General features: G+C 72.6%; 18 protein-coding genes. 10 read left to right on the forward strand and 8 right to left on the reverse strand.

Annotation, left to right across the window (positions count from 1 at the left end; genetic code table 11):
- Window positions 1–25 precede the first annotated feature (25 nt).
- The 5 genes from sdhC (at window position 26) to SM611_RS20495 (ending at window position 5,721) form a co-directional block, all read left to right on the forward strand.
- Window positions 26–859 (forward strand): succinate dehydrogenase subunit SdhC, encoded by an 834-nt coding sequence (gene sdhC, locus SM611_RS20475; protein WP_371951445.1) that lies wholly within the window; start codon window positions 26–28, stop codon window positions 857–859.
- A gap of 12 nt (window positions 860–871) precedes the next feature.
- The gene (locus tag SM611_RS20480; protein WP_371951446.1) at window positions 872–2,875 is read left to right on the forward strand and encodes a fumarate reductase/succinate dehydrogenase flavoprotein subunit; all 2,004 of its coding nucleotides are present in this window, start codon (window positions 872–874) and stop codon (window positions 2,873–2,875) included.
- Window positions 2,872–3,642 carry a succinate dehydrogenase/fumarate reductase iron-sulfur subunit gene (locus SM611_RS20485; RefSeq protein WP_371951447.1) on the forward strand — a complete coding sequence of 257 codons (771 nt, stop codon included), beginning with the start codon at window positions 2,872–2,874 and terminating at the stop codon, window positions 3,640–3,642. Before SM611_RS20480 ends, SM611_RS20485 begins: the two co-directional genes overlap by 4 nt.
- Before the next feature lie 370 nt (window positions 3,643–4,012).
- Window positions 4,013–4,699, forward strand: coding sequence for a Crp/Fnr family transcriptional regulator (locus tag SM611_RS20490; RefSeq protein WP_371951448.1), 687 nt, complete (start codon window positions 4,013–4,015; stop codon window positions 4,697–4,699).
- Between the two features lie 44 nt (window positions 4,700–4,743).
- Window positions 4,744–5,721, forward strand: coding sequence for a LysR family transcriptional regulator (locus SM611_RS20495; protein ID WP_371951449.1), 978 nt, complete (start codon window positions 4,744–4,746; stop codon window positions 5,719–5,721).
- Window positions 5,722–5,818: 97 nt separating this feature from the next.
- Here the strand turns inward: SM611_RS20495 and SM611_RS20500 are convergent, their stop codons facing one another.
- From SM611_RS20500 to SM611_RS20520, 5 genes are all read right to left on the reverse strand, one after another.
- Complete coding sequence (locus SM611_RS20500; RefSeq protein WP_371951450.1) at window positions 5,819–6,562, reverse strand: arginase family protein; 744 nt, start codon at window positions 6,560–6,562, stop codon at window positions 5,819–5,821.
- 70 nt (window positions 6,563–6,632) lie between these two features.
- On the reverse strand, window positions 6,633–7,385 hold the full coding sequence (locus tag SM611_RS20505; RefSeq protein WP_371951451.1) for a succinate dehydrogenase/fumarate reductase iron-sulfur subunit: 753 nt from the start codon (window positions 7,383–7,385) through the stop codon (window positions 6,633–6,635).
- 20 nt (window positions 7,386–7,405) lie between these two features.
- Window positions 7,406–9,343, reverse strand: a complete 1,938-nt coding sequence (locus SM611_RS20510) for a fumarate reductase/succinate dehydrogenase flavoprotein subunit (protein WP_371951518.1) — start codon at window positions 9,341–9,343, stop codon at window positions 7,406–7,408.
- 2 nt (window positions 9,344–9,345) lie between these two features.
- Entirely contained in the window at window positions 9,346–10,035 is a 690-nt protein-coding gene (locus SM611_RS20515; protein ID WP_371951452.1) for a succinate dehydrogenase cytochrome b subunit, read from the reverse strand.
- Window positions 10,036–10,257: 222 nt separating this feature from the next.
- Complete coding sequence (locus SM611_RS20520) at window positions 10,258–11,490, reverse strand: PP2C family protein-serine/threonine phosphatase (RefSeq protein WP_371951453.1); 1,233 nt, start codon at window positions 11,488–11,490, stop codon at window positions 10,258–10,260.
- A 302-nt stretch (window positions 11,491–11,792) separates the two neighbouring features.
- On the opposite strand from SM611_RS20520, the gene SM611_RS20525 reads away from it, so the two are divergent.
- Window positions 11,793–13,598 carry an ABC transporter transmembrane domain-containing protein gene (locus SM611_RS20525; RefSeq protein ID WP_371951454.1) on the forward strand — a complete coding sequence of 602 codons (1,806 nt, stop codon included), beginning with the start codon at window positions 11,793–11,795 and terminating at the stop codon, window positions 13,596–13,598.
- A complete protein-coding gene (locus SM611_RS20530; protein WP_371951455.1) occupies window positions 13,595–15,331 on the forward strand; it encodes an ABC transporter ATP-binding protein in 1,737 nt (578 codons plus the stop codon). Before SM611_RS20525 ends, SM611_RS20530 begins: the two co-directional genes overlap by 4 nt.
- A 73-nt stretch (window positions 15,332–15,404) precedes the next feature.
- Here the strand turns inward: SM611_RS20530 and SM611_RS20535 are convergent, their stop codons facing one another.
- Window positions 15,405–17,489 (reverse strand): S9 family peptidase, encoded by a 2,085-nt coding sequence (locus SM611_RS20535; RefSeq protein WP_371951456.1) that lies wholly within the window; start codon window positions 17,487–17,489, stop codon window positions 15,405–15,407.
- Window positions 17,490–17,677: 188 nt separating this feature from the next.
- Here SM611_RS20535 and SM611_RS20540 point away from each other — a divergent pair, with 188 nt between their 5' ends.
- The 3 genes from SM611_RS20540 (at window position 17,678) to SM611_RS20550 (ending at window position 20,668) form a co-directional block, all read left to right on the forward strand.
- Window positions 17,678–19,111, forward strand: coding sequence for a serine/threonine-protein kinase (locus SM611_RS20540; protein ID WP_371951457.1), 1,434 nt, complete (start codon window positions 17,678–17,680; stop codon window positions 19,109–19,111).
- Window positions 19,112–19,218: 107 nt separating this feature from the next.
- Window positions 19,219–20,118 (forward strand): N-acetyl-1-D-myo-inositol-2-amino-2-deoxy-alpha-D-glucopyranoside deacetylase, encoded by a 900-nt coding sequence (mshB, locus tag SM611_RS20545; RefSeq protein WP_371951458.1) that lies wholly within the window; start codon window positions 19,219–19,221, stop codon window positions 20,116–20,118.
- A 46-nt stretch (window positions 20,119–20,164) separates the two neighbouring features.
- A complete protein-coding gene (locus tag SM611_RS20550; protein ID WP_371951459.1) occupies window positions 20,165–20,668 on the forward strand; it encodes a DUF6113 family protein in 504 nt (167 codons plus the stop codon).
- 7 nt (window positions 20,669–20,675) lie between these two features.
- Here the strand turns inward: SM611_RS20550 and SM611_RS20555 are convergent, their stop codons facing one another.
- Together SM611_RS20555 and SM611_RS20560 are read right to left on the reverse strand one after the other, a co-directional pair.
- On the reverse strand, window positions 20,676–22,292 hold the full coding sequence (locus tag SM611_RS20555) for a DHA2 family efflux MFS transporter permease subunit (RefSeq protein ID WP_371951460.1): 1,617 nt from the start codon (window positions 22,290–22,292) through the stop codon (window positions 20,676–20,678).
- Entirely contained in the window at window positions 22,289–22,918 is a 630-nt protein-coding gene (locus SM611_RS20560) for a PadR family transcriptional regulator (RefSeq protein ID WP_371951461.1), read from the reverse strand. Before SM611_RS20560 ends, SM611_RS20555 begins: the two co-directional genes overlap by 4 nt.
- Window positions 22,919–22,943 lie beyond the last annotated feature (25 nt).

Here is a 22,943-nt window from a genome sequence, read left to right on the forward strand (position 1 = left end):
CGACCCGAGCTCAGGAGAGCGATCGATGAGCACTGTGGAGGCGCCCGCCAAAACGCGCGCCCAGATCAAGGAACGTACGCTCCGCAAGGACAACTGGCGGCTGTACCCGATCACGACCTTCGTGATCTTCACGGCGTGGGTGGTGTACGCGACAGTCCGGGCCTTCTGGGGCTCCGCGTTCTACGTGCCGGAGTACCACTACCTGACGCCGTTCTACTCACCGTGTCTGAACGAGATCTGCAACGACGTGGTCGGGCAGACCGGCCAGCGCGGCAACGCGGCGGAGTTCGGGACGTTCCTCCCGGAGAGCACCCGCGGCTGGATCCCGTTCGCGGCGATCTCGCTGCCGTTCCTGCTGCTGTTCCGCCTGACCTGCTACTACTACCGCAAGGCGTACTACAGGTCGTTCTGGGCGTCGCCCTCGGCGTGCGCCGTCCGGGAGCCGCACGGCAAGTACACCGGTGAGCGCCGCTTCCCGCTGATCGGCCAGAACCTGCACCGCTACTTCTGGCTGGCCGCCGTCCTCATCTCCCTCATCAACACCTACGACGCGATCCGCGCCTTCCACGGGAAGGACGGCGGGATCGGCATCGGGCTCGGCACCGTCATCCTGGTGGCGAACGTGGTCCTGCTGTGGCTGTACACGCTGTCGTGCCACTCCTGCAGGCACATCGTCGGCGGGCGGCTGAAGAACTTCTCCAAGCACCCGTTCCGCTACCGGATGTGGGGCTGGGTGTCGAAGATCAACGAGCGGCACGGCATGTACGCCCTGATCACCCTGGGCTCGCTGGTGGTGGCCGACGCCTACGTCGCACTCGTCGCCGGCGGCGCCTTCAACGACCCGCGTATCTTCAACTGAGGCCAAGGAATCATGACTGAGATCGAGAGGCACTCGTACGACGTCGTGGTGATCGGCGCCGGCGGCGCCGGCCTGCGCGCGGCGATCGAGGCGCGCCTCCAGGGCAAGAAGACCGCGATCATCTCCAAGTCGCTGTTCGGCAAGGCCCACACGGTGATGGCCGAGGGCGGCGCGGCCGCCGCGATGGGCAACGTCAACGCCAACGACAACTGGATGGTCCACTTCCGCGACACCATGCGCGGGGGCAAGTTCATGAACAGCTGGCGGATGGCGGAGCTGCACGCCAAGGAGGCCCCGGAGCGCATCTGGGAGCTGGAGCTGTGGGGCGCGCTGTTCGACCGCACCAAGGACGGCAAGATCAGCCAGCGCAACTTCGGCGGGCACGAGTACCCGCGGCTGGCGCACGTCGGCGACCGGACGGGCCTGGAGCTCATCCGCACCGCCCAGCAGAAGATCGTCGCCCTCCAGCAGGAGGACCACGCCGAGCACGGCGACTACGAGGCCAACCTCAAGGTGTGGGCCGAGACGACGGTGACCCGGCTGCTGAAGGACGCCGACGGCAGGATCTGCGGCGCGTTCGCCTACGTCCGCGAGACCGGCAAGTTCGTGGTGTTCGAGGCGCCCGCGGTGGTGCTGGCGACGGGCGGCATCGGCAAGGCGTTCAAGGTGACGTCCAACTCCTGGGAGTACACCGGGGACGGGCACGCGCTGGCGCTGCTGTCCGGCGGGACGCTGCTGAACATGGAGTTCGTGCAGTTCCACCCGACCGGGATGGTCTGGCCGCCGTCCGTCAAGGGCATCCTCGTGACCGAGTCGGTGCGCGGTGACCGCGGCGTCCTCCGGAACTCCGAGGGCAAGCGGTTCATGTTCGACTACATCCCCGAGGTCTTCAAGGAGCAGTACGCGACCTCCGAGGAGGAGGGCGACCGCTGGTACGACGACCCGGAGAACAACAAGCGGCCCCCCGAGCTGCTGCCGCGTGACGAGGTGGCGCGCGCGATCAACTCCGAGGTCAAGGCGGGACGGGGATCGCCGCACGGCGGCGTGTTCCTCACCGTCGTCGACCGGATGCCGGGCGGCGCCGCCGAGATCGTCAAGCGGCTGCCGTCGATGTACCACCAGTTCAAGGAGCTGGCGGACGTCGACATCACCAAGGAGGCGATGGAGGTCGGCCCGACCTGCCACTACGTGATGGGCGGCGTGGAGGTCGACCCGGACACCGGCGCGGCGAAGGTCCCCGGCCTGTTCGCGGCGGGCGAGGTGTCCGGCGGCATGCACGGCTCGAACCGGCTCGGCGGCAACTCGCTGTCGGACCTGCTGGTGTTCGGGCGCCGGGCGGGCCTCGGCGCGTCCGAGTACATCGACGCGCTGGCCGCGCGTCCGGCCGTCCCCGACGCCGAGGTCGAGGCGGCGACGGCGGAGGCCCTCGCCCCGTTCGAGCGGGAGGGCGGCGAGAACCCGTACGCCGTCCACGCCGAGCTGCAGCAGACGATGAACACGCTGGTCGGCATCATCCGCAAGGAGGAGGAGCTGGAGGAGGCCATCGCGGCGCTCGCCAAGCTCCGCGAGCGGGTGGCGAACGTGAGCGTCGAGCCGGTCGCGGTCGGCGACGGCCGCGGCTACCACCCGGGCTGGCACCTCGCGCTGGACCTGCGCAACATGCTGCTGGTGTCGGAGGCGGTCGCGAAGGCGGCGCTGGAGCGGCAGGAGAGCCGCGGCGGCCACACCCGCGACGACTACCCGGGCATGTCGGCGGAGTGGCGCAAGGTCAACCTGGTCTGCTCGCTGGCCGGCGACCCGGCGTCCCCCCACGTCGAGCTGACCCGGCAGCCGCTCCCGCCGATGCGCGAGGACCTGCTCGAACTGTTCGAGAACGACGAGCTGAAGAAGTACCTGACCGCCGAGGAGCTGCCGAAGGGGCTCGCCGAGGAGGTCAGGACGGAGGAGGCGGAGGACGCGGCCGGGTCGGGCGCGACCGCCGCCGGCGCCGCGGACGACGAGGAGGGCGACCGATGAGCTACGAGGCCAAGTTCAGGGTCTGGCGCGGGGACGACGGCTCGGGCGAGCTCACCGACTACACGGTCGAGGTGAACGAGGGCGAGGTCGTCCTCGACATCATCCACCGGCTGCAGGCCACGCAGGCGCCCGACCTCGCCGTCCGGTGGAACTGCAAGGCGGGCAAGTGCGGCTCGTGCTCGGCGGAGATCAACGGCATGCCGAAGCTGCTCTGCATGACCCGGATGTCGACCTTCGACCCGGACGAGACGGTCACCGTCACCCCGATCCGCACGTTCCCAGTCATCCGCGACCTGGTCACGGACGTGTCGTTCAACTACCAGAAGGCGCGGGAGATCCCCTCGTTCGACCCGGGCGACGCCGAGCCCGGCGAGCTGCGCATGCAGCAGGTGGACGTGGAGCGCTCGCAGGAGTTCCGCAAGTGCATCGAGTGCTTCCTGTGCCAGAACGTCTGCCACGTCATCCGCGACCATGAGGAGAACAAGGAGAGCTTCGCCGGCCCGCGCTTCCTGATGCGGATCGGCGAGCTGGAGATGCACCCGGCGGACCAGGCCGACCGGCGCAACATCGCGCAGGACGACCACGGGCTCGGCTTCTGCAACATCACCAAGTGCTGCACCGAGGTCTGCCCCGAGCACATCAAGATCACCGACAACGCCCTGATCCCGATGAAGGAACGGGTCGTGGGCCGCAAGTACGACCCGGTGGTGTGGCTCGGCAGCAAGCTCGGCATCGTGAAGAAGGGCCAGGACACCCCGTCCGCCTGAGAAGTCCGCCCGAGAAAGTCCGCCCGAGAAAGTCCGCCCGAGAATCCCCCTGGATGTCTCTCGCGAACGTCCCCCGCCGCCCCGCGCGACGGGGGCGTTCGCGTTTCCGCCGCTTTCCGCTGCGGGAGCGGCGCTCTGGCAGGCGATGCTCCCGAAACACGGCGGGCGGCGCGCCCCGGACCGCCGCCCGCCGCCCCCGCCGTTCCCCGAGGACGCCATGGACGCCGGACGGCCCTCCGGCTACGCACGCCGGAAGTAACTGTGACTCACCCGCGGCCCCCGGAGTAGGGAATAGTGCACACAACGCGATATTGAACCGTGATTCTCTCCCGGGAGGCGGCCGGGCCCGGATCCCTTTAGCGTGGTGGCCATGAGCGCCCTCGAACCGGGTTCGTTCCTCGCCGATCTCACCCCGGCGGAACGCGCGGACCTGGAAGCACGTGGCCGCGTCCGCGAGTTCGCGCGGGGGGACACGCTTTTCAGCGAGGGGGAGGCGCCCGGCTGGGTCGCGGTCCTGCTGCACGGCCGGGTCAAGGCGTTCAGCTACCACGAGCAGGGCGGCGAGGCGCTGCTGGCGGTGCGCGGGCCGGGCGCGCTGCTCGGCGAGGTCGCCGCGATCGACGGGCAGCCGAGGTCGGCGACGGTCAAGGCCCTCGAACCGGTGCGGGCGCTGGCGCTGACGGTGGACGAGTTCATGGGGTTCCTGCAGGCGCACGGCCGCGTCTCCATCATCATCATGCGGATGCTGTGCCAGCGGTGGCGCGACGCCGACCGCAAGCGCGTCGAGTTCGGCATGTTCGACGCGACCGGACGGGTCGCGCAGCGGCTCGTCGAGTTGGCGGAGCGGTTCGGCGTGCCGCACCGGACGGGCACGGGCGAGGAGAGCGTCCGCATCACGCTGAACCTGTCGCAGGAGGAGCTGGCGGGCTGGGTCGGCGCGTCCCGCGAGGCGGTGAGCAAGGCGCTGCGCACGCTGCGCCGGCACGGCTGGATCGAGACGGGCCGGCGGCGGCTGATCGTCCACGACCTGCAGGCGCTCCGCCGGCACGCGCGCTGACCCGGTGCGCACCGGGCGGGACGGCGGCCCGTACTGTGTGCAGGATGCAGTTGCAGCAGCTCGCGTACTTCGTCGCGGTCGCGGAGGTGCGCCACTTCACGCAGGCCGCGGAGCTCCTGCGGGTGGCGCAGCCGTCGCTGTCCAAGCAGATCCGCGCGCTGGAGAACGAGCTGAACGTCTCCCTGTTCCGGCGCGCGCGCGGCAACATCACGCTGACGCCCGCCGGTGAGGCGCTGCTGCCGCTGGCGAAGCGCATCCTGGCCGATGTCGACACCGCGCGGCTGGAGGTGCAGGAGCTGGCGGGCCTCAAGCGCGGGCGGGTGCGGCTCGGCGCCACGCCGTCCCTTTGCGCGGGCCTGCTGGCGGACGTCCTGCGCCGCTTCCACGACACCTACCCGGGCATCCAGCTCATCGTCGAGGAGGGCGGTTCCCGGGACCTCGTCCGCGACCTGACGCGCGGCTCCCTGGACCTGGCCCTCGTCATCCTCCCCCTCCAGGGCGACCCGCCGCTGGACACGACCCCGATCCTGCGCGAATACCTCGTCGTGGCCGCCCCGGAGGGGCCCGACAACCCCGCGCAGCTGCCGCGCCGCTCGTACCTGCGCATCGAGGACCTGCAGAACCGTCCGCTGGTGATGTTCCGTCCCGGGTACGACCTGCGTGAGGCGACCATCAGCGCCTGCCGGGCGGCCGGGTTCGAGCCCAGGTTCGCCGTGGAGGGCGGCGAGATGGACGCCGTGCTGCGCTTCGTCGAGGTCGGTCTCGGTCTCGCGGTCGTCCCGAGCATGGTCCTCGCCGGGCGTCCCGGCCTGCGCGGGACGCCGCTCGTCCTGGCCGGCGAGGAGGCCCGCCGCGGTCGCCACGGCCCCGGGCTCCTCCGCACCATCGCGCTCGCCCACCGCAAGGACGTCGAGCTCACCCACGCCGCGCGCGCCTTCCAGGAGACCCTGCAGGAGTTCCTCGCGGAGGCCGGCACGGCCGGGACGCTCCCCGCCGGCGTCGAGAACCTGGTGGACGCCTAGCACGGGCGGTGCCGGTCATCAGGGGCCGAGGGAGCGGAGGCGGGGCCCTCGCGGCGCGCTGCGGTTGTGCCGGAGCAGGGCCGCGAGCGCGGCCGGATCAGGCGCTGAGAAGGTCCCGGAGGAGGCGGGTCCGGAGGGCGTCGTCGCCGTCCTCGGGCGGGTGCCAGGGGCAGGCGATGTCCAGGGCGGCCACGCGGCCGGTCGCCATGATGCGCCGGACGGACGCGACCACCGCGTCGTACGAGGGGCCGCCGTCCACGGGGAACTTCAGTCCGGGCAGGTCGGCGGCGTCGATGACGTCCACGTCGATGTGCAGGAGGAGCGGGCCGTCCGGCAGGGCCACGTCGTCCACCGGGCAGCGCCGCACCTCGGAGGACGCGAGGAACTCGGCCTCGGCCGGGTCGAGGTCGCGGGCGCCCACCAGGACGGCGCGGTCCTCGGGCAGGGGGCGCAGCCCGAGGCGGTCGGCGAGGAGTTCGCGGTCGGCGCCGAGGATCTGGCGCAGCGGCATCCCGCCGATGTAGCCGGACGTCGAGCTCTCCGTCGTGTGGATGTCGCCGTGCGCGTCGAACCAGATGATGGACGCGTCCACCCCGGCCCGCTGGAGGCCCGCGAGGACGGCCTCGGCGGTCAGGCAGTCGCCGGAGACCACGGCGGGCCGCGTGCCGCCCGCGACCTGGTCGGCGATCTCGGCGGAGACGAGTTCGAACAGGGCGGCGACGCGTTGCCACACGTCGCCGTCCGGCAGGTCGCGGGTGACCGGGATGAGGTCGAGGCCGGGCAGGGGGAAGGACGCGTCGGGGAGCCGCTCGTCCTGGTGGTACGGAACCAGTGTGATCATGCGTTCCAGGTTAGAACGGCCCCGCCCGGTACTCCGGGCGGGGCCGAGACCAGGGCCCTGGAAGGGCGCGTTACCGCTTCTTGCCGCCCGCGGTCGCCTTCAGGTAGTCGCCGTTGAGGCGGCCGATCACGTCGAGCGGGATCTCCTTCGGGCAGGCGACGGTGCACTCGCCGGTGTTGGTGCAGCCGCCGAAGCCCTCCTCGTCGTGCGTCTCCAGCATGGACACGACGCGGTCCCAGCGCTCCGGCTGGCCCTGCGGCATCAGGCCGAGGTGGGTGACCTTGGCGCCGAGGAACAGCGCGGCGGACCCGTTCGGGCACGCCGCGACGCAGGCGCCGCAGCCGATGCACTCGGCGGCCTCGAACGCGCGGTCGGCGTCCGGCTTCGGCACGGGCGTCGAGTGCGCCTCCGGGGCGGTGCCGGTCGGGGCGGTGATGTAGCCGCCGGCCTGGATCATCCGGTCGAACGCCGACCGGTCGACGACCAGGTCCTTGACGACCGGGAACGCCTTGGCCCGCCACGGCTCGACGTCGATGACCTCGCCGTCCTTGAATTTGCGCATGTGGAGCTGGCACGTGGTGGTGGCGCGCTCCGGGCCGTGCGGGGTGCCGTTGATGACCAGCGAGCACATGCCGCAGATGCCCTCGCGGCAGTCGTGGTCGAACGCGACCGGCTCCTCGCCCTCGGCGATGAGCTTCTCGTTGAGGACGTCCAGCATCTCCAGGAACGAGGCGTCGGGGGAGACGTCGGCGAGCTTGTACTCGACCATCCTCCCCTTGTCCCGGGGGCCGCTCTGGCGCCAGACGCGCAGTGTGAGCTTCATGATTACGTGTACGACCTCTGCTACTTGTACGACCGCTGCGTCGGCTTGACGTACTCGAAGTTGAGGGCCTCCTTGTGGAGGACGGGCTGCCCGCCCTCCCCGGCCCATTCCCAGGCGGCGACGTAGCCGAAGTTGTCGTCGTCGCGCTTGGCCTCGCCGTCCTCGTCCTGGCTCTCGGCCCGGAAGTGGCCGCCGCAGGACTCGGCGCGGTGCAGCGCGTCGACGACCATCAGCTCGGCCAGCTCGAAGAAGTCGGCGACGCGGCCGGCCTTCTCCAGCTGCTGGTTCAGCTCCTCGCCCTTGCCGGTGACCTTGACGCGCGTCCAGAACTCCGCGCGCAGCGCCGGGATGAGGTCGAGGGCCTTGCGCAGCCCCTCCTCGGTCCGCTCCATGCCGCAGTACTCCCACATGATGTGGCCGAGCTCGCGGTGGAAGGAGTCGACCGAGCGGTCCCCGTCGACGGCGAGGAGCCGCTCGATCCGGGTCCGGACCCGGTCCTCGGCCTCGCCGATCGCCGACTCGGAGACGGGCTCGAACGGGTTGCGGGCGATGTAGTCGCCGATGGTGTTCGGCAGGACGAAGTAGCCGTCGGCGAGGCCCTGCATCAGCGCGGACGCGCCGAGCCGGTTCGCGCCGTGGTCGGAGAAGTTCGCCTCGCCGATCACGAAGAGGCCCGGGATCGTGGACTCCAGGTCGTAGTCGACCCACAGTCCGCCCATCGTGTAGTGGACGGCGGGGTAGATGCGCATCGGCGTGTCGTACGGGTTCTCGCCGGTGATGCGCTCGTACATCTGGAAGAGGTTGCCGTACTTGGCCTCGACCTTGTCCCGGCCGAGCCGCGCGATGGCGTCGGCGAAGTCGAGGTAGACGCCGAGGCCGCCGGGGCCGACGCCGCGTCCCTCGTCGCAGACGTTCTTCGCCGCGCGGGACGCGATGTCGCGGGGGACGAGGTTGCCGAAGGACGGGTAGATGCGCTCCAGGTAGTAGTCGCGCTCGTCCTCGGGGATGTCGGACGGCCTGCGGGTGTCGCCGCCCTTCTTCGGCACCCACACCCGGCCGTCGTTGCGCAGCGACTCCGACATGAGCGTCAGCTTCGACTGGTGGTCGCCGCTGACCGGGATGCACGTCGGGTGGATCTGCGTGTAGCACGGGTTGGCGAACAGGGCGCCGTGCCGGTGCGCGCGCCAGGACGCGGTGACGTTCGAGCCCATCGCGTTCGTGGACAGGAAGTACACGTTGCCGTAGCCGCCGGACGCCAGCACGACCGCGTCCGCCGTGTAGTGCTTGATCTCGCCGTTGATCAGGTTGCGGACGACGACGCCGCGGGCCCGCCCGTCCTCCATGATCAGGTCGAGCATCTCGTGCCGCGGGTACAGCTCGACGTTGCCGGCCTCGACCTGCCGCATCAGCGCCTGGTAGGCGCCGAGGAGCAGCTGCTGGCCCGTCTGCCCGCGGGCGTAGAAGGTGCGGGAGACCTGCGTCCCGCCGAAGGAGCGGTTGTCGAGCAGGCCGCCGTACTCGCGGGCGAACGGGACGCCCTGCGCGACGCACTGGTCGATGATGTTCCGGGAGATGTCGGCGAGCCGGTACACGTTCGACTCGCGGGAGCGGAAGTCGCCGCCCTTCACCGTCTCGTAGAAGAGGCGGTACACGCTGTCGCCGTCGTTGCGGTAGTTCTTCGCGGCGTTGATGCCGCCCTGCGCGGCGATGGAGTGGGCGCGGCGCGGGGAGTCCTGGAAGCAGAACTGCTGGACGTGGTAGCCGGCCTCGCCGAGGGTCGCGCCGGCGGAGCCGCCCGCGAGGCCCGTCCCGATGATGATGATCTTCTTCTTGCGCTTGTTGGCCGGGTTGACCTGCTTGGCCTCGAACTTGCGCGTCGTCCAGCGGTTCTCGATGTCGCCCTTGGGGGCCTTGGCGTCGGCGATCGGCTCGCCGGACTTGTAGAAGGCGTCGGTCATGGTCAGCTCACCCATCCGAACGTGATGGAGACGGGGACGGCGACGAAGCCGAGCGTGACCAGCGCGGCGACGGTCGCGGCGAGGCCCCGCAGGGCGTTGTGGCTGCGCGGGCTTCGCAGCCCGAGCGTCTGGAACGCGCTCCAGATGCCGTGGTTGAGGTGCAGGCCGACGAGCAGGACCGCGACGATGTACCAGACGGTGATGTACCAGCGGGACGGGTCGAAGTCGGCGACCATCCGCTCGTACGGCGTGGCGTCGCCGCCCTTGGGGTTCACGACGAAGAACGTGAGGTCCAGCAGGTGCCAGACGATGTAGAAGGCGATGATGACGCCGCCCCAGCGCATCGTGCGGACCGCGTAGCCCTGCGCGTGCGACTTCTTCTTCGACTGGTACTTCACGGGGCGCGCGTGGGCGGCGCGCCTGCCGAGCGACACCGCCGACCACATGTGCAGGACGACCGAGACGGCGAGCACGACCTCGAGGAGCGTCAGGACGGTGCGGTGCGGTACCGCGGGCTCACCGATCGTGCGCAGCCAGTGCGCGTAGTGGTTGAAGTCCTCCGCGCCGAGAAGGATCTTCAGGTTCCCGAGCATGTGCGTGATCAGGAACAGCACGAGGACGCCGCCGGTGACGGCCATGACGGCCTTCTTGCCGACGGTCGATCGGTAGATCGCAGGTATCGCTATAGCCACGACCTGCACGTTATGTCCGGATCGGAGAATAGTTCCAAGTCATCAGCGCACTGATGGCGATAGCCGCAGGCTATGAACGCATGCCGGGCCGTCGTTGTGGCCGTTCCGTGACGTCCTGCCTGGTGAGTGACCTCACAGGGGGTTCGGGAACTCCCCGATCGCGTGATCCAGGCGACATTGACGGAGGTCGCGGACGTGTGGACGAGTGTCAGGGGCGCGCGGTCAATGCCCCGGCAGGACCCTCTCGGCCTGCCGAGACAGCAGCAGGACGGCGAGGTCGTCGGTCAGGGCGTCCCCGTTGAGGCGCTCCACCTCGGTCACCAGGCCGTCGATGAGGGCGCGTCCGGTGGCGCCCCTGCCGCGCGCGAGGCGGGCCAGGTCGACGAGCCCGTCGGTGCCGAGCCGGTCCGAGCCCTCGCCGACCCGCCCCTCGATGAGGCCGTCGGTGTAGAGCATCAGGCCCCACGACTCGCCGAGGTCGATCTCGGTCGTCGGCCACTCGCCGCCCGGCAGCAGGCCGAGCGCGGGGCCGTGCGCGTACTCGGGCAGCGCGGCGACCTCGCCGTCCGCGCCGAGGGCGCCGCGGAACAGCAGCGGCGCCGGATGCCCGGCGAGGTGCATCCGGGCGGTCCGCCGGGACGGCGCGATCGTGACCATGCACAGCGTGGTGAAGATCTCCTCGCTGCGGCGCTCGTGCCCGAGGACGGTGTCGAGGGTGCCGAGGAGCTGCTCCCCGGTGTGCCCGGCGAGGACGAGCGTCCGCCACGCCATCCGGAGCTGGACGCCGAGGGCCGCCTCGTCCGGGCCGTGCCCGCACACGTCGCCGATCACGAGGTGGACGGCGCCGCCCTCGGTCTGCACCGTGTCGTAGAAGTCGCCGCCGAGCAGCGCCCGCCGCCGGCCGGGCCGGTAGCGGGTGTGGTGCCGCAGCGACGGGTCGTCGATCAGCGGGACGGGCAGCAGCCCGCGCTCCAGGCGGGCGTTCTCGCGGCCGAGGATGCGCGCCTCGACCAGCCGCCGCTCGGTCTCCTCCGAGCGCTTGCGCTCGATGGCGTACCGGATCGCGCGGGCCAGCAGCGGCGCGTCGACCTCCTGCTTGACCAGGTAGTCCTCGGCGCCGGCGGCGACCGCCTGGACGCCGAGGTGGGCGTCGTCCAGGCCGGTGAGGACGACGACGGCGGCGGGGCCGGACAGCGCGAGCACCTGCCGCAGCCCGTCCAGCCGGTCGATGCCGGGGGTGGACAGGTCGACGATGATGCACTGGGTGCGGCGCGTCAGCGACCGCCGTGCGGCGGCGAGGTCGGGCGCGACGGAGATCTCGGCGTCCATGCCGGTCTCGGCCAGCATCTTCTCGACCATGAGGACGTCGGAGGGGTCGGCGTCGATGAGGAGCAGGTCGATCCTGTCCTCGGCCCCCGGCGTGAAGGGGTACGTCTGGTGGCTGATCGTGCTCACAGGGCTTCCGGAGAGTCGGGCGGACGGCACTGGCAACGGCTGGTAACGCTCCGCTTGTTCCCGGCGGTGCGGGAGTGCGCGGCAGACCGCGCCGGGGCAGCGGCATTGGCCTAGCCGCCATGGTCCCGGCTCAAGGAGCGGAGGAAGCATCGCTCCGTACGCCCCAGACCTTAGCGTGTCCGCACGGCGTGGCGCACCCCTGGAACGCGTCCTGATCATGATTTCCGGCCCGTCCGAAACGAGTCCGACCAGGTGGAAAACCAGTCGAACTTCGGATGTTCCGCTGCATAACCTTTCGTCTCGTGAAGCCGTTGCCGGAGAAAGATCCTGGCACGCCCGACCATGCCGTCCGAGGAGGGACGACCCCCCGCGCCCCCGGCAGCGCCTCCGGCGCCGATGAGGGGTCCCCCTCGCGTTACCTGCTGTGGGTGCTGCGCGTCCAGTGGCGCAGCGTCACCTCCGGCGCGCTCCTCGGCGTGGTCTGGATGCTCAGCCAGGCCCTCATGCCCGCCGCGATCGGCCGCGCCATCGGCGACGGCCTCGCGGCGCGGGACGAGCGCGCCCTGCTCGCGTGGTCCGGCGTGCTGCTCGGCCTCGGCGTCGTGCAGGCCGCCACCGGCGCCGCCCGGCACCGGTTCGCCGTGTACAACTGGCTCGCGGCCGCCTACCGGACGGTCCAGCTCGTCACCCGGCAGGCGACCCGGCTCGGCGGGACGCTGCCGAAGCGGCTGAGCGCGGGCGAGGTCGTGAGCATCGGGCTGTCCGACGTGTCGCACATCGGCGACGCCGTCGACATCGTCTCGCGCGGGTCGGGCGCCGTGGTCGCGATCATCGCCGTGGCGGGGATCCTGCTGGCCACGTCGCCGCCGCTCGGCCTCATCGTGCTGGTGGGCGTCCCGCTGATCCTGGCGGTCGCGGCGCCGCTGCTGCGCCCCTTCCGCGACCGCGAGCTGGCGCACCGCGAGCTGGTCGGCGGGCTGAGCACGCACGCCACCGACCTGGTCGCGGGCCTGCGGGTGCTGCGCGGCATCGGCGGCGAGGCGCTGTTCTCCGGCCGCTACCGGGCCGAGTCGCAGCGGGTGCGCGCGGCCGGCGTCGCGGTCGCGCGGGCGGAGACCCGGATGAACGGCGCCGAGGTGCTGCTGCCCGGTCTGCTGATCGCGCTGGTGACGTGGGCCGGCGCCCGGTTCGCCGCGCGGGGGACGATCGGCGTCGGCGAGCTGGTCGCGTTCTACGGGTACGCGGTGTTCCTGATCGTCCCGCTGAAGACGCTCGGCGAGGCCGCCGGCAAGATCACGAAGGGGCTGGTCGCGGCGGGCCGGGTGACCGCGCTGCTGGCGATCGACCCCGAGCTGCCGGACGCCGGGACCGCGCGGCCGGCGGCGGGCGCCGAGCTGGTCGACATCGCGTCCGGGCTGGTCGTCCGGCCGGGCCGGGTGACCGCGATCGCGGCGGCCGACCCGCGCGACGCGCAGGCGGCCGCCGACCGGCTCGGCCGGTACGCGCCGGGCGACGTCGACTTCGGCGGCGTGCCGCTGCACGCCGTCGCGGACGTCCGGAAACGGATCCTGGTGGCCGTCAACGAGGACCGCCTCTTCTCCGGGCCGCTGCGCGAGTCCCTGGCCCCGGACGGCGACGAGCAGGCGCTGAAGGCGGCCGTCTGGGCGGCCTGCGCCGAGGACGTCGTCGCCTCGGCCGGCCTGGACGCGCACATCGCCGAGGCGGGACGGGAATTCTCCGGCGGCCAGCAGCAGCGCCTCCGCCTCGCGCGAGCGCTCGCCGCCGACCCCGACGTCCTCATCCTGGTGGAGCCGACCAGCGCCGTGGACGCGCACACCGAAGCGCGCATCGCCGGCAGGCTCGGCCAAGCGCGCGCGGGCCGCACCACCGTGGTGTGCACGACCAGCCCGCTGATGCTCGACCGGGCCGACCACGTCGCGTTCATCAAGGACGGTCAGGTCGTCGCGGAAGGAACGCACCGCGACCTCCTGGAAACCGAGCCGCGCTACAGGGCCACCGTCACCCGCGGCGAAGACCGCGGCGCGGCGCCTGCCGGGGACGGCCGCGCGGAAGTGCGGGAACAGCCCGCGGGAAAGGCGGGGACGTGAGCGCTGAGACGCTGCCGGTGGCCACGCCTGCGCAGGTGCGGGTGTACGCGCGCCGGCTCGTGCTGCGGCATCCGCGCGCCCTCGCGGGGGTGCTGGCCCTGCACGCGCTGGCCGCCGTGACGGGCCTGGTGACGCCCCGGCTGCTCGGCGCGCTCGTCGAGGACGTCCGCGATGGCCGCGCCTCCATCGACGCGACCGGCCTCGCGATCGCCGGGTTCGTGATCGTGCAGGGCGTGCTGATCCGGTACGCCTACCTCGCCTCCGCGCGGCTCGGCGAGCGGGTGCTGGCCGAGCTGCGGGAGGAGTTCGTCGACCGGGTGCTGGCACTGCCGCTGTCCACGGTCGAGCGGGCCGGCACCGGCGACCTCGTCACCCGCGCGTCCCGCGACGTCGACACGCTGAGCACGTCCGTCCGGTACGCGATGCCGGAGACGCTCGTCGCGATCGTCGTCGGCGCGTTCACGTTCGGCGCGCTGCTGCTCAACGGCCCGCTCGTCGCGCTGCCCGCGCTCGTCGCCGTCCCCTTCCTGGTGGCGGTGATGCGCTGGTACCTGCCCCGCGCCCACGGCGGCTACCTGCGGGAGAACGAGGCGTGGTCGCGGATCGCGGACGGGCTCACCGAGACCGTCCAGGGCGCCCGGACCGTCGAGGCGCTCGGCCTCGCCGACCGGCGGCACCGGCGCGGCGACGCCGACATCGCGTCCTCCTACCGGGCCGAGCGCTACACGCTGCGGCTGCGCATGCTCCTGTTCCCCGTGGCGGAGCTGAGCTTCGTCCTGCCCGTGGTGTCGACCCTCGTCGTCGGCGGCCTCCTCTACATCCACGACATGGCGTCGCTCGCGCAGGTGACCGCCGCGACCCTGTACGCGCAGCTGCTCATCGAGCCGGTGGACACCATGCTCTCCTGGCTGGACGAGCTGCAGCTCGGCGGCGCGTCGCTGGCCCGGCTGCTCGGCGTCGGCAACGTCCCGCCGGACCGCGCGCCGGGCGACGGCGCACCCGAGGGGGAGCGGCTCACCGCGTCGGGCGTCCGCTACTCCTACCGGCCGGGCCGGGACGTCCTGCACGGCGTGGACCTCGACCTGCGGCCCGGCGAGCGCCTCGCGATGGTCGGGCCGAGCGGCGCGGGCAAGTCCACGCTCGGCCGCCTGCTCGCCGGGGTGGACGGCCCGCGCTCCGGCGCCGTCACCGTCGGCGGCGTCCCGCTGGTCGAGCTGCCGCTGGACGGGCTGCGCCGCGAGGTCGCCCTGGTCACGCAGGAGCACCACGTGTTCCGCGGCACGCTGCGCGAGAACCTCGTGATGGCGCGGCAGGACGCCTCCGACGACGAGATCCGCCAGGTCCTCGCGGCGGTCGACTGGGACGGGCCCGGCCTCGGCACCGAGGTCGGCTCCGGCGGCGCGACGCTGACGCCCGCGCAGGCGCAGCAGCTCGCGCTGGCGCGGCTCGTCCTCGCCGACCCGCACACGCTCGTCCTGGACGAGGCGACATCGCTGCTCGACCCGCGCGCCGCCCGCCGGCTGGAGCGCTCCCTCGCCGCCGTCCTGGACGGCCGGACCGTCGTGGCGATCGCGCACCGCCTCCACACCGCCCACGACGCCGACCGCGTGGCGGTGGTGGAGGACGGGCGCATCACCGAACTCGGCACCCACGACGAACTCATCGCCCAGAACGGCTCCTATGCCGCCCTGTGGTCGTCCTGGCACGGAGGTACCGGGCCGCTACCCCGTTGACCCGCGGCGTGTTGTTGCTTCCGACGCGCTCATACCAACAACACGCCGCAGGTCGACGTACGAACCGGGCGGGCTAGGTGGCTGACAGGGCCGACTTCAGGTAGTCCACTTGGATGTGGAGGAGGTTCTCCGCGACGACCTCCTGCGGGGTCATGTGGGTGACGCCCGACAGCGGCAGGACCGTGTGCGGGCGTCCCGCCGCCAGCAGCGCGGACGACAGCCGGAGCGTGTGGGCGGCCACCACGTTGTCGTCCGCGAGCCCGTGGATGATCATCAGCGGACGCTTCAGCTCGCCGGCCATCTCGATCAGCGAGTTCGCGGCGTAGTTCTCCGGCTCCTCGTCCGGATGCCCCAGGTAGCGCTCGGTGTAGTGGGTGTCGTACAGCCGCCAGTCGGTGACGGGCGCGCCCGCGATGCCCACGTGGAACACGTCCGGCCGGTGCAGGACGGCGAGCCCCGCGAGCCAGCCGCCGAACGACCAGCCGCGGATGCCGACGCGGTCGAGGTCGAGCGCGTCCGGGTGCTTGCGCGCGGCCTCGATCAGCGCGGTGATCTGGTCGTCCAGGACGGGCTTGACGAAGTCGCCGCGCACGGCGCGGTCCCACGCGGGGCCGCGCGCGGGCGTGCCGCGGCCGTCGGCGATCACGACGGCGAAGCCCTGGTCGGCGAGCCATTGCGCCTCGCAGTACATCCGCTGGACGGCGAGGACGCGCTGCGCGTGCGGTCCGCCGTAGGGGTCCATGAGGACGGGCAGCCGTCCCTGGCCCGGTTCCCACCCGGTGGGCAGCAGCACGGCGGTGCGGATCTCGCGGTCGCCGGCGCGCATCAGGTCGACGCGCGGGGTGATCACCGGGGTCTCGGCGAAGGAGGCCACCGGGTGCGTCCCGGACGGCGTGCGCACCTCGGCCTGCGAGCCGGGGCGGTCGAGCCGCGCCCCCGTCACCACGGTGACGCCGCCGGAGCGGATGCCGCCGAAGACGCCCGGCCCCTCCGTCAGCCGCGTGATCTCGCTCCCGTCGCGGGAGTAGAGGTGGACCTCGGTGGGGTCCTCCGACGCCGTGAACAGGATCGACTCGCCGTCCACCCCGAGGATCGCGCGGACCTGCAGGCCGGCGGGCGTGACGGGCTTGCCGGCGACGGTGATGCGGCGCGTGTCGGCGTCGCGGTCCTCGGTGGTCCAGACGAGGTCGCCGGAGTTCGTCCGGACGGGCAGGCCGGGGACGATGTCCGTCCACACCGGGTCGTGCTCGACGTGCGCGAGGGACGTCTCGCCGTTGGACGGGTCGACGCTCAGCACCCGCTGGGACCGCTGGTCGCGGGGCTGCACGACGATCAGCAGGCCGTGCCGGTCCCAGCCGGCGGCCACGAAGTAGGGGAACATGCCGCGGTCCCACGCGACGCCGGTGCGGCGGCCGTCGACCTTCAGCAGCACCAGCGACACCAGCGCGTTCGGCGTCCCGGCGGCCGGGTAGGCGATCTCGGCCGGGGGGCGGTCCGGGTTCGCGGGGTCGGCGATGTGCCAGCGCTGCACCGGCGTCTCGTCCACTCGCGCGACCAGCAGCGTCCCGCCGTCGGGGGACCACCAGTGGCCGCGCATCCGGTCCATCTCCTCGGCCGCGACGAACTCGGCCAGGCCGTAGGAGATCTGGTCGGACTCCGGCTGGACGAGCGCCCGGTCTTCGGTGCCGTCGATCTCGATCAGCCGCAGCGTCCGGCCGGACACGTAGGCGACCCGCCGCCCGGCCGGGTCGGGACGCGGGTCGAACACGGGTGTCCGCGCGGGCAGTTCGCGGACCAGCGCGGTGTCGAGGTCGGCGACGTAGAGGCGGCCGGCGAGGGTGAACACGGCCTGCTTCATGCCCCGGTCGGTGGCGTAGCCGACGATGCCGCCCGCCTGCTCGCGGGCCCGCTCGCGGCGGGCGCGCTCCTCGGCGGGCAGGTTCTCCTCGCCGGGGACGTCCAGCGCGGCCGGGTCGGCGACGCACCGCTCCTCCCCGGTCGCGGTGTCCAGCGTCCACAGGCAGGTGACCGGGTCGTCGCCCGCCCTCGTGCGCAGGAACGCGATGCGCGACTCGTCCGGCGCGATCTGGAAGGCGCGCGGGACGCCGAGGCTGAACCGTCGGGTGCGGGCGCTCTGCCGCGGATAGCTGATGCTCATGGCATCCGAGTCTGCCAGGACGCCCGGCGACCGGGACGCGCGGAAGTGCGGCGCACGGCGGCCTCCTGCCCCCTATGATCACGGGTCGTCGCGTGGTGGACGGGGAATGTGCTCTTGCCCTTGTCCGCGCTCGCGTAAGCTCAAGGCTTCCCCAAGCACTTTTTCCGTCGCGGGCTGAGGAGTGGTCAATGCCGGAGCTGCAGCCGGGTGATCCCCGGCGGCTAGGCTCGTACGAGATCGTCGACCGGCTCGGCGAGGGCGGCCAGGGCGTCGTCTACGCCGGCGTCGACGCCTCCGGGAACCGGGCAGCGATCAAGCTCCTCCGCGCCGACCTGGCCGGGGACACGATGGCGCGCACCCGGTTCGTCCGCGAGGCGCAGGCCGCCAAGCAGGTCGCGCGGTTCTGCACCGCGCAGGTCCTGGAGGCCGACGTCGCGGGCGACCAGCCCTACATCGCCAGCGAGTACGTGCCGGGCCCGTCGCTGTACAAGCAGGTCACCGAGGGCGGCCCGATCGGCGGGGCGGCGCTCGACCGGCTCGCGATCGGCACCGCGACCGCGCTGGTGGCGATCCACCAGGCCGGGATCGTGCACCGCGACTTCAAGCCGCACAACGTCATCATGGCGCCGGACGGCCCCCGGGTGATCGACTTCGGCATCGCGCGGGCCCTCGACACCGGGCAGACGAACGCGACGAAGGCGATCGGCACGCCGTCCTACATGGCGCCCGAGCAGGTCGCGGGCGCGACGCTCACCGAGGCCGTGGACGTGTGGGCGTGGGCCACCACGATGGTGTTCGCCGCGACCGGGCGCCCGCCGTTCGGCGACGACACCGTGATGGCGGTCATCAACCGGGTGATGCACGAGCCGCCGATGCTGGACGGCGTGCCCGCCGACCTGCACCGGCTGATCGGCGCCTGCCTGGCCAAGGAGCCGGAGCGGCGGCCGACCGCGCAGCAGATCATGATGGCGCTGATCGGCAGCGGGCCGGGCGGCGCCGGGCAGACCCGCATGGACGACCCCGCGCAGGCCAACACGATGCTCGCGGAGGGCTCCACGCTCGCCGCGGGCGGGCTCGGCGCGGCCGGGATGATGGCGGGCGCGACCCAGCCCGGCGCCGGGACGCGCCGCGTCTCCCCGGCCGACTACACCGGCGGCCTGCCGCCCGCCGGCCCGCCGGCCGGCGCGGGCCGGGCCCGGTACGACGACTGGGAGCCCGAGCGCAAGTCCCGGTGGCCGATCGTCGCGGCCGTCGCGGCGATCGCCGTGCTGGCGCTCGTCGTCGGCGTGTTCGCGGCGACCCGCGGCGGCGACAGCCCGTCCGACTCGCCGACCACGCCGGCCGTCACCGACTCCGGGACGGTCTCGGAGACGCCGACGTCCGAGGAGCCCGTACAGCCGACCCCGACCCGGACCCGCACCCGGACGAACACCCCGCCGCCGACGCGGACGACCGAGCCGACGACCGCGCCGCCCACCACGAGCGAGCCCACGACCGCGCCGCCCACGACGAGTGTCCCGACGACCGAGCCGCCGACCACCGGCGGCGGAGGCGGCGGCGACGGCGGCGGCGCGGGCGGCACCGGTGGCGGAGGCGGCCCGGGAAGCGGCGGGGGCGGCTGAGCCGGGCCGGCCCACGGGCCGGTCCGGGAGGCGGCGACGCGGCTCCGTGCCGTGTGGGGCAGGGCGGTCATCGCCGCGATGCCGTGCCCTGAGTAGGCTCGGTGACTATGAAGGAGCCGCGGATCCTGTTCGTCCACGCCCATCCGGACGACGAGTCCATCGGGACCGGGGCGACCATGGCCAAGTACGCCGCCGAGGGCGCCCATGTCTGCCTCGTCACCTGCACGCTGGGTGAGGAGGGTGAGGTCATCCCCGAGGACCTGCGCCACCTGGCGTCCGACAAGGAGGACCGCCTCGGCGAGTACCGCATCGGCGAGCTCGCGGCGGCCTGCGCGGCGCTCGGCGTGCGCGACCACCGCTTCCTCGGCGGCGCGGGGCGCTGGCGAGACTCCGGCATGATGGGCGCGCCCACGAACGACGACCCGCGCTGCTTCTGGCGCGCGGACGTCGACACCGCCGCCGCCGACCTCGCCGCGGTGATCCGGGAGGTCCGGCCGCAGGTGATCGTCACCTACGACGAGCGCGGCAACTACGGGCATCCCGACCACATCCAGGCGCACCGCGTCGCGTGGCGGGCGTTCGAGCTGGCCGCCGACCCGGACTTCCGGGACGGCGCCGAGCCGTGGCGGGCCGCCAAGTTCTACGCCTACGCCACGCCGCGCACCGTCCTCGCGCGGGCGATCGCCGTGATGCGCGAGGCGAAGCTGCCGTTCGCGCGCGTCGCCGGGCTGGACGAGCTGGGCTCCGGCGTCCCCGACGGCCAGGTCACCACGGTCGTGGACGCCCGCGCCCACCTGCCCGCCAAGCTCGCCGCGCTGCGCGCCCACCGGACCCAGATCCTCGTCGCGCCCGAGCAGGTCGGCCCGTTCTTCGCGCTGTCGAACAACCTGGGCCAGCAGGCGTTCGGCACCGAGTACTTCATCCTGCAGGCCGGTGAGCCGGGCCCGGTCGGCCCCGGCCGCCGCGAGCTCGACCTGTTCGCGGGCCTGGCCGAGCCGGGCGCCTGACCGCCGCGGATCCCGGCCGGGAACCCCGGCCGGTACCCTGGCGTCCGTGCACAACGACGACGACGAGGCGCGGGTGAGCCTCGCCAAGGACGGCCTCCCGGCGGACGGCGTCGCCGGCGCCTACGCTGTGGAACGGGCCGACGGCGAGGGGCCGCTGGACGCGTTCGTGTCCGGCGCCGCCTACGCGGCCCTCGCCCTGCTCGGCGCGGTGTTCGGCGTGGTCGGCTCGTTCGCCCAGGACTGGACGGTCGGCTCCGTCCCCGTCGCGGCGATCGTCCTGGTGGCGCTGGTCTTCGCGATGGCGCGGCTGTCCGGCCTCGGGATGGGCGGACGGCTCGGCGCGGCGATCCCCGCGGTCGCGTGGGGCGTCGTGGTGTTCGTCATGTCGGTGCGCCGCACCGAGGGCGACCTGGTCGTCCCCGGCAGCACGGCGGGCTACCTGTTCATCATCGGCGGCATGGTCGCGGCCGTGGCCGGGATCATGATGGTGCCGCCGGCCCGCCCGCCGGGCGACTGGCTGCTCGGCAGGGCGGGCCGGGCCCGCGGGTAGCGGCTCGTCAGGACGCCATCGGGGCGGGCTCCGCGTCGAGGTGCCCCGGCGCCTGCTCGCTCCGGTGGCCCTTGAGGGTCAGGCAGGCCGCGGCGCTGAGCAGGATGACGCTCATCGGCAGCAGCATCGTCGGCTTCATCGCGTGCACGAAGCCGTGCGAGAACACCTGCCCGGCCAGCTCGTGGACGCGGTGCGCGACGCTCGGCGAGACGCCCGGCGGGAGCTGCTGCTTCGCGCCGGTCTGGCCCGCGCCGACCTCCAGCCCGCTCTTGGCCGCGTTCGCGAACCCCTCCACGAAGCCGGGCCGCACGCCGGCCGGCAGCCCGGCGGCGCGGGCTGCGGCCTCGTCCCGCAGCGAGGCCGCGAGCCGGTTCTGCAGGACGGCGCCGACCGCGGCGCTGCCGAGTACCGACCCGACCTGCCGGATCGTGTTGTTGACGCCGGACGCGGCGCCCGCGAGGCGCGGCGGGACGTTCCGGGTCGCCTCGGTGGCCATCGGAGCGAACACGCCGCCGATGCCGATGCCGGACACGACGAGCGCGGGGACGAACGCCTTCCAGTCGGTCGCGACCCCGGCGACGAGGACGATCCAGGACATGCCGGCCGCGTAGAGGGTGAGGCCCGTCATCAGGATGAACTTGCCGCCGATCCGGTCCGACAGCCGTCCGGCCGCGGGGGCGAGGAACATCGACACGAGCGAGGACGGCGCCATGACGAGGCCCGCCTTGAGGGCGCTGAAGCCCAGCACCGACTGCAGGTAGATCGTCATCGGCAGGACCATGCCGATCATGCCGATCGAGACGGCCGCGCCGACGAAGTTCAGCACGGTGAAGTTGCGGTCGCGGAACAGGGAGAACGGGACGAGCGGCTCGCCGTCCTGCCGGCCGCGCTGCTGGAGCACGAAGATGACGAACAGCGCGAGCCCGGCGGCGATGAGCCCCCAGATCCCCTCGTTCCACTCGTACTTCTGGCCCTCGGTGAGCGCGAACGTGAGGCAGAACAGGGCGGCGGACGCCAGCAGCACCCCGACGACGTCGAAGCGGTGCCGGACGGTGCGGGTGTGGCCGGGCAGGATCGGCACGGCCATGGCCAGCACCAGGATGCCGATCGGCAGGTTCACGAAGAAGATCCACCGCCAGTCGAGGCTGGTGACGAGCAGCCCGCCGACGGTCGGGCCGGCGATCGTGGACACCCCGGCGACCGCGCCCCACACGCCGAGCGCGGCGCCGCGCCGCTCCGGCGGGAACACCCCGATGATGATCGACATGGTCTGCGGCATCAGCAGCGCCGCGCCGAGCCCCTGCACGCCGCGGGCGGCGATCAGCTGCACCGGGTCCTGCGCGATGCCGCACACCAGGCTGGACAGCGTGAACAGCGCCACCCCGGCGATGAACAGGTTCTTCTTGCCCCACAGGTCGCCGAGCCGGCCGGCGGTGATGAGCAGGACGGCCAGCACCAGGACGTAGGCGTTGACGACCCACAGCACCTCGGCCAGCGAGGCGTCCAGCTTGTCGATCATGCTCGGAATCGCGATGTTCACGATCGTCAGGTCGAGCAGCGTCATGAAGAATCCCAGCGACAGCGTGAGCAGGATCGCCCAGGGATTTCCGCGCCATTTGCTCATGAGTCTTCCTTGTCGTCATGGCGTGGTGGTCGTGGCCGCGGGTGGCAGCGGGTGTGCACCTCGTCGTCCTTCCAGGTGAGGCGACCGGCGTCCAGGTCGCCGGCCAGCCCCCGCACGAACTCCAGCTCGCCGCGCACGCGCGCGATCATCCATTCCTGGTCGACGAGCTTGTAGCGGGCGAGGCCCTGCTTGCGGAGGGCGTCGTGCGCGGTCTGGTGGGCGGCGAGCGCCGCCTCCAGCAGGACCGTGCGGCCGCGCAGGAGCCTGGCGACCTCGTCCTCGGGCAGCAGGTTGAGGAACGCCAGTCCGGTGCCGAAGAGCGGGAACTCCGCGGCGGGGTTGCGCAGCAGTTCGGCGAGCCGGATCTGCGCGGCGTCCCGTCCGGCGGCGGTGACCGCGTAGATGGTGCGTTCGGGACGGCGGCCCTCCCGGCTCGTCTCCAGCGGCTCGATGAGACCGGTGGAGGCGAGCCGCTCCACCGAATGGTAGAGCGCCCCGTGCGTGATCTTGACGGCCTGGTCGTAGGCGTGGTCGCGGATGCGCTGCTGCATCTCGTACGGGTGCATGGGGCCGTCGCACAGCATGCGCAGCACGGTCAGCGCGAGCGGTGTGAGCGGTCGGGACATGGTGCCGGGCCTCGTGTCGATGTGG

This window comes from Actinomadura monticuli, assembly GCF_041463655.1.
Lineage (GTDB): Bacteria > Actinomycetota > Actinomycetes > Streptosporangiales > Streptosporangiaceae > Spirillospora > Spirillospora monticuli.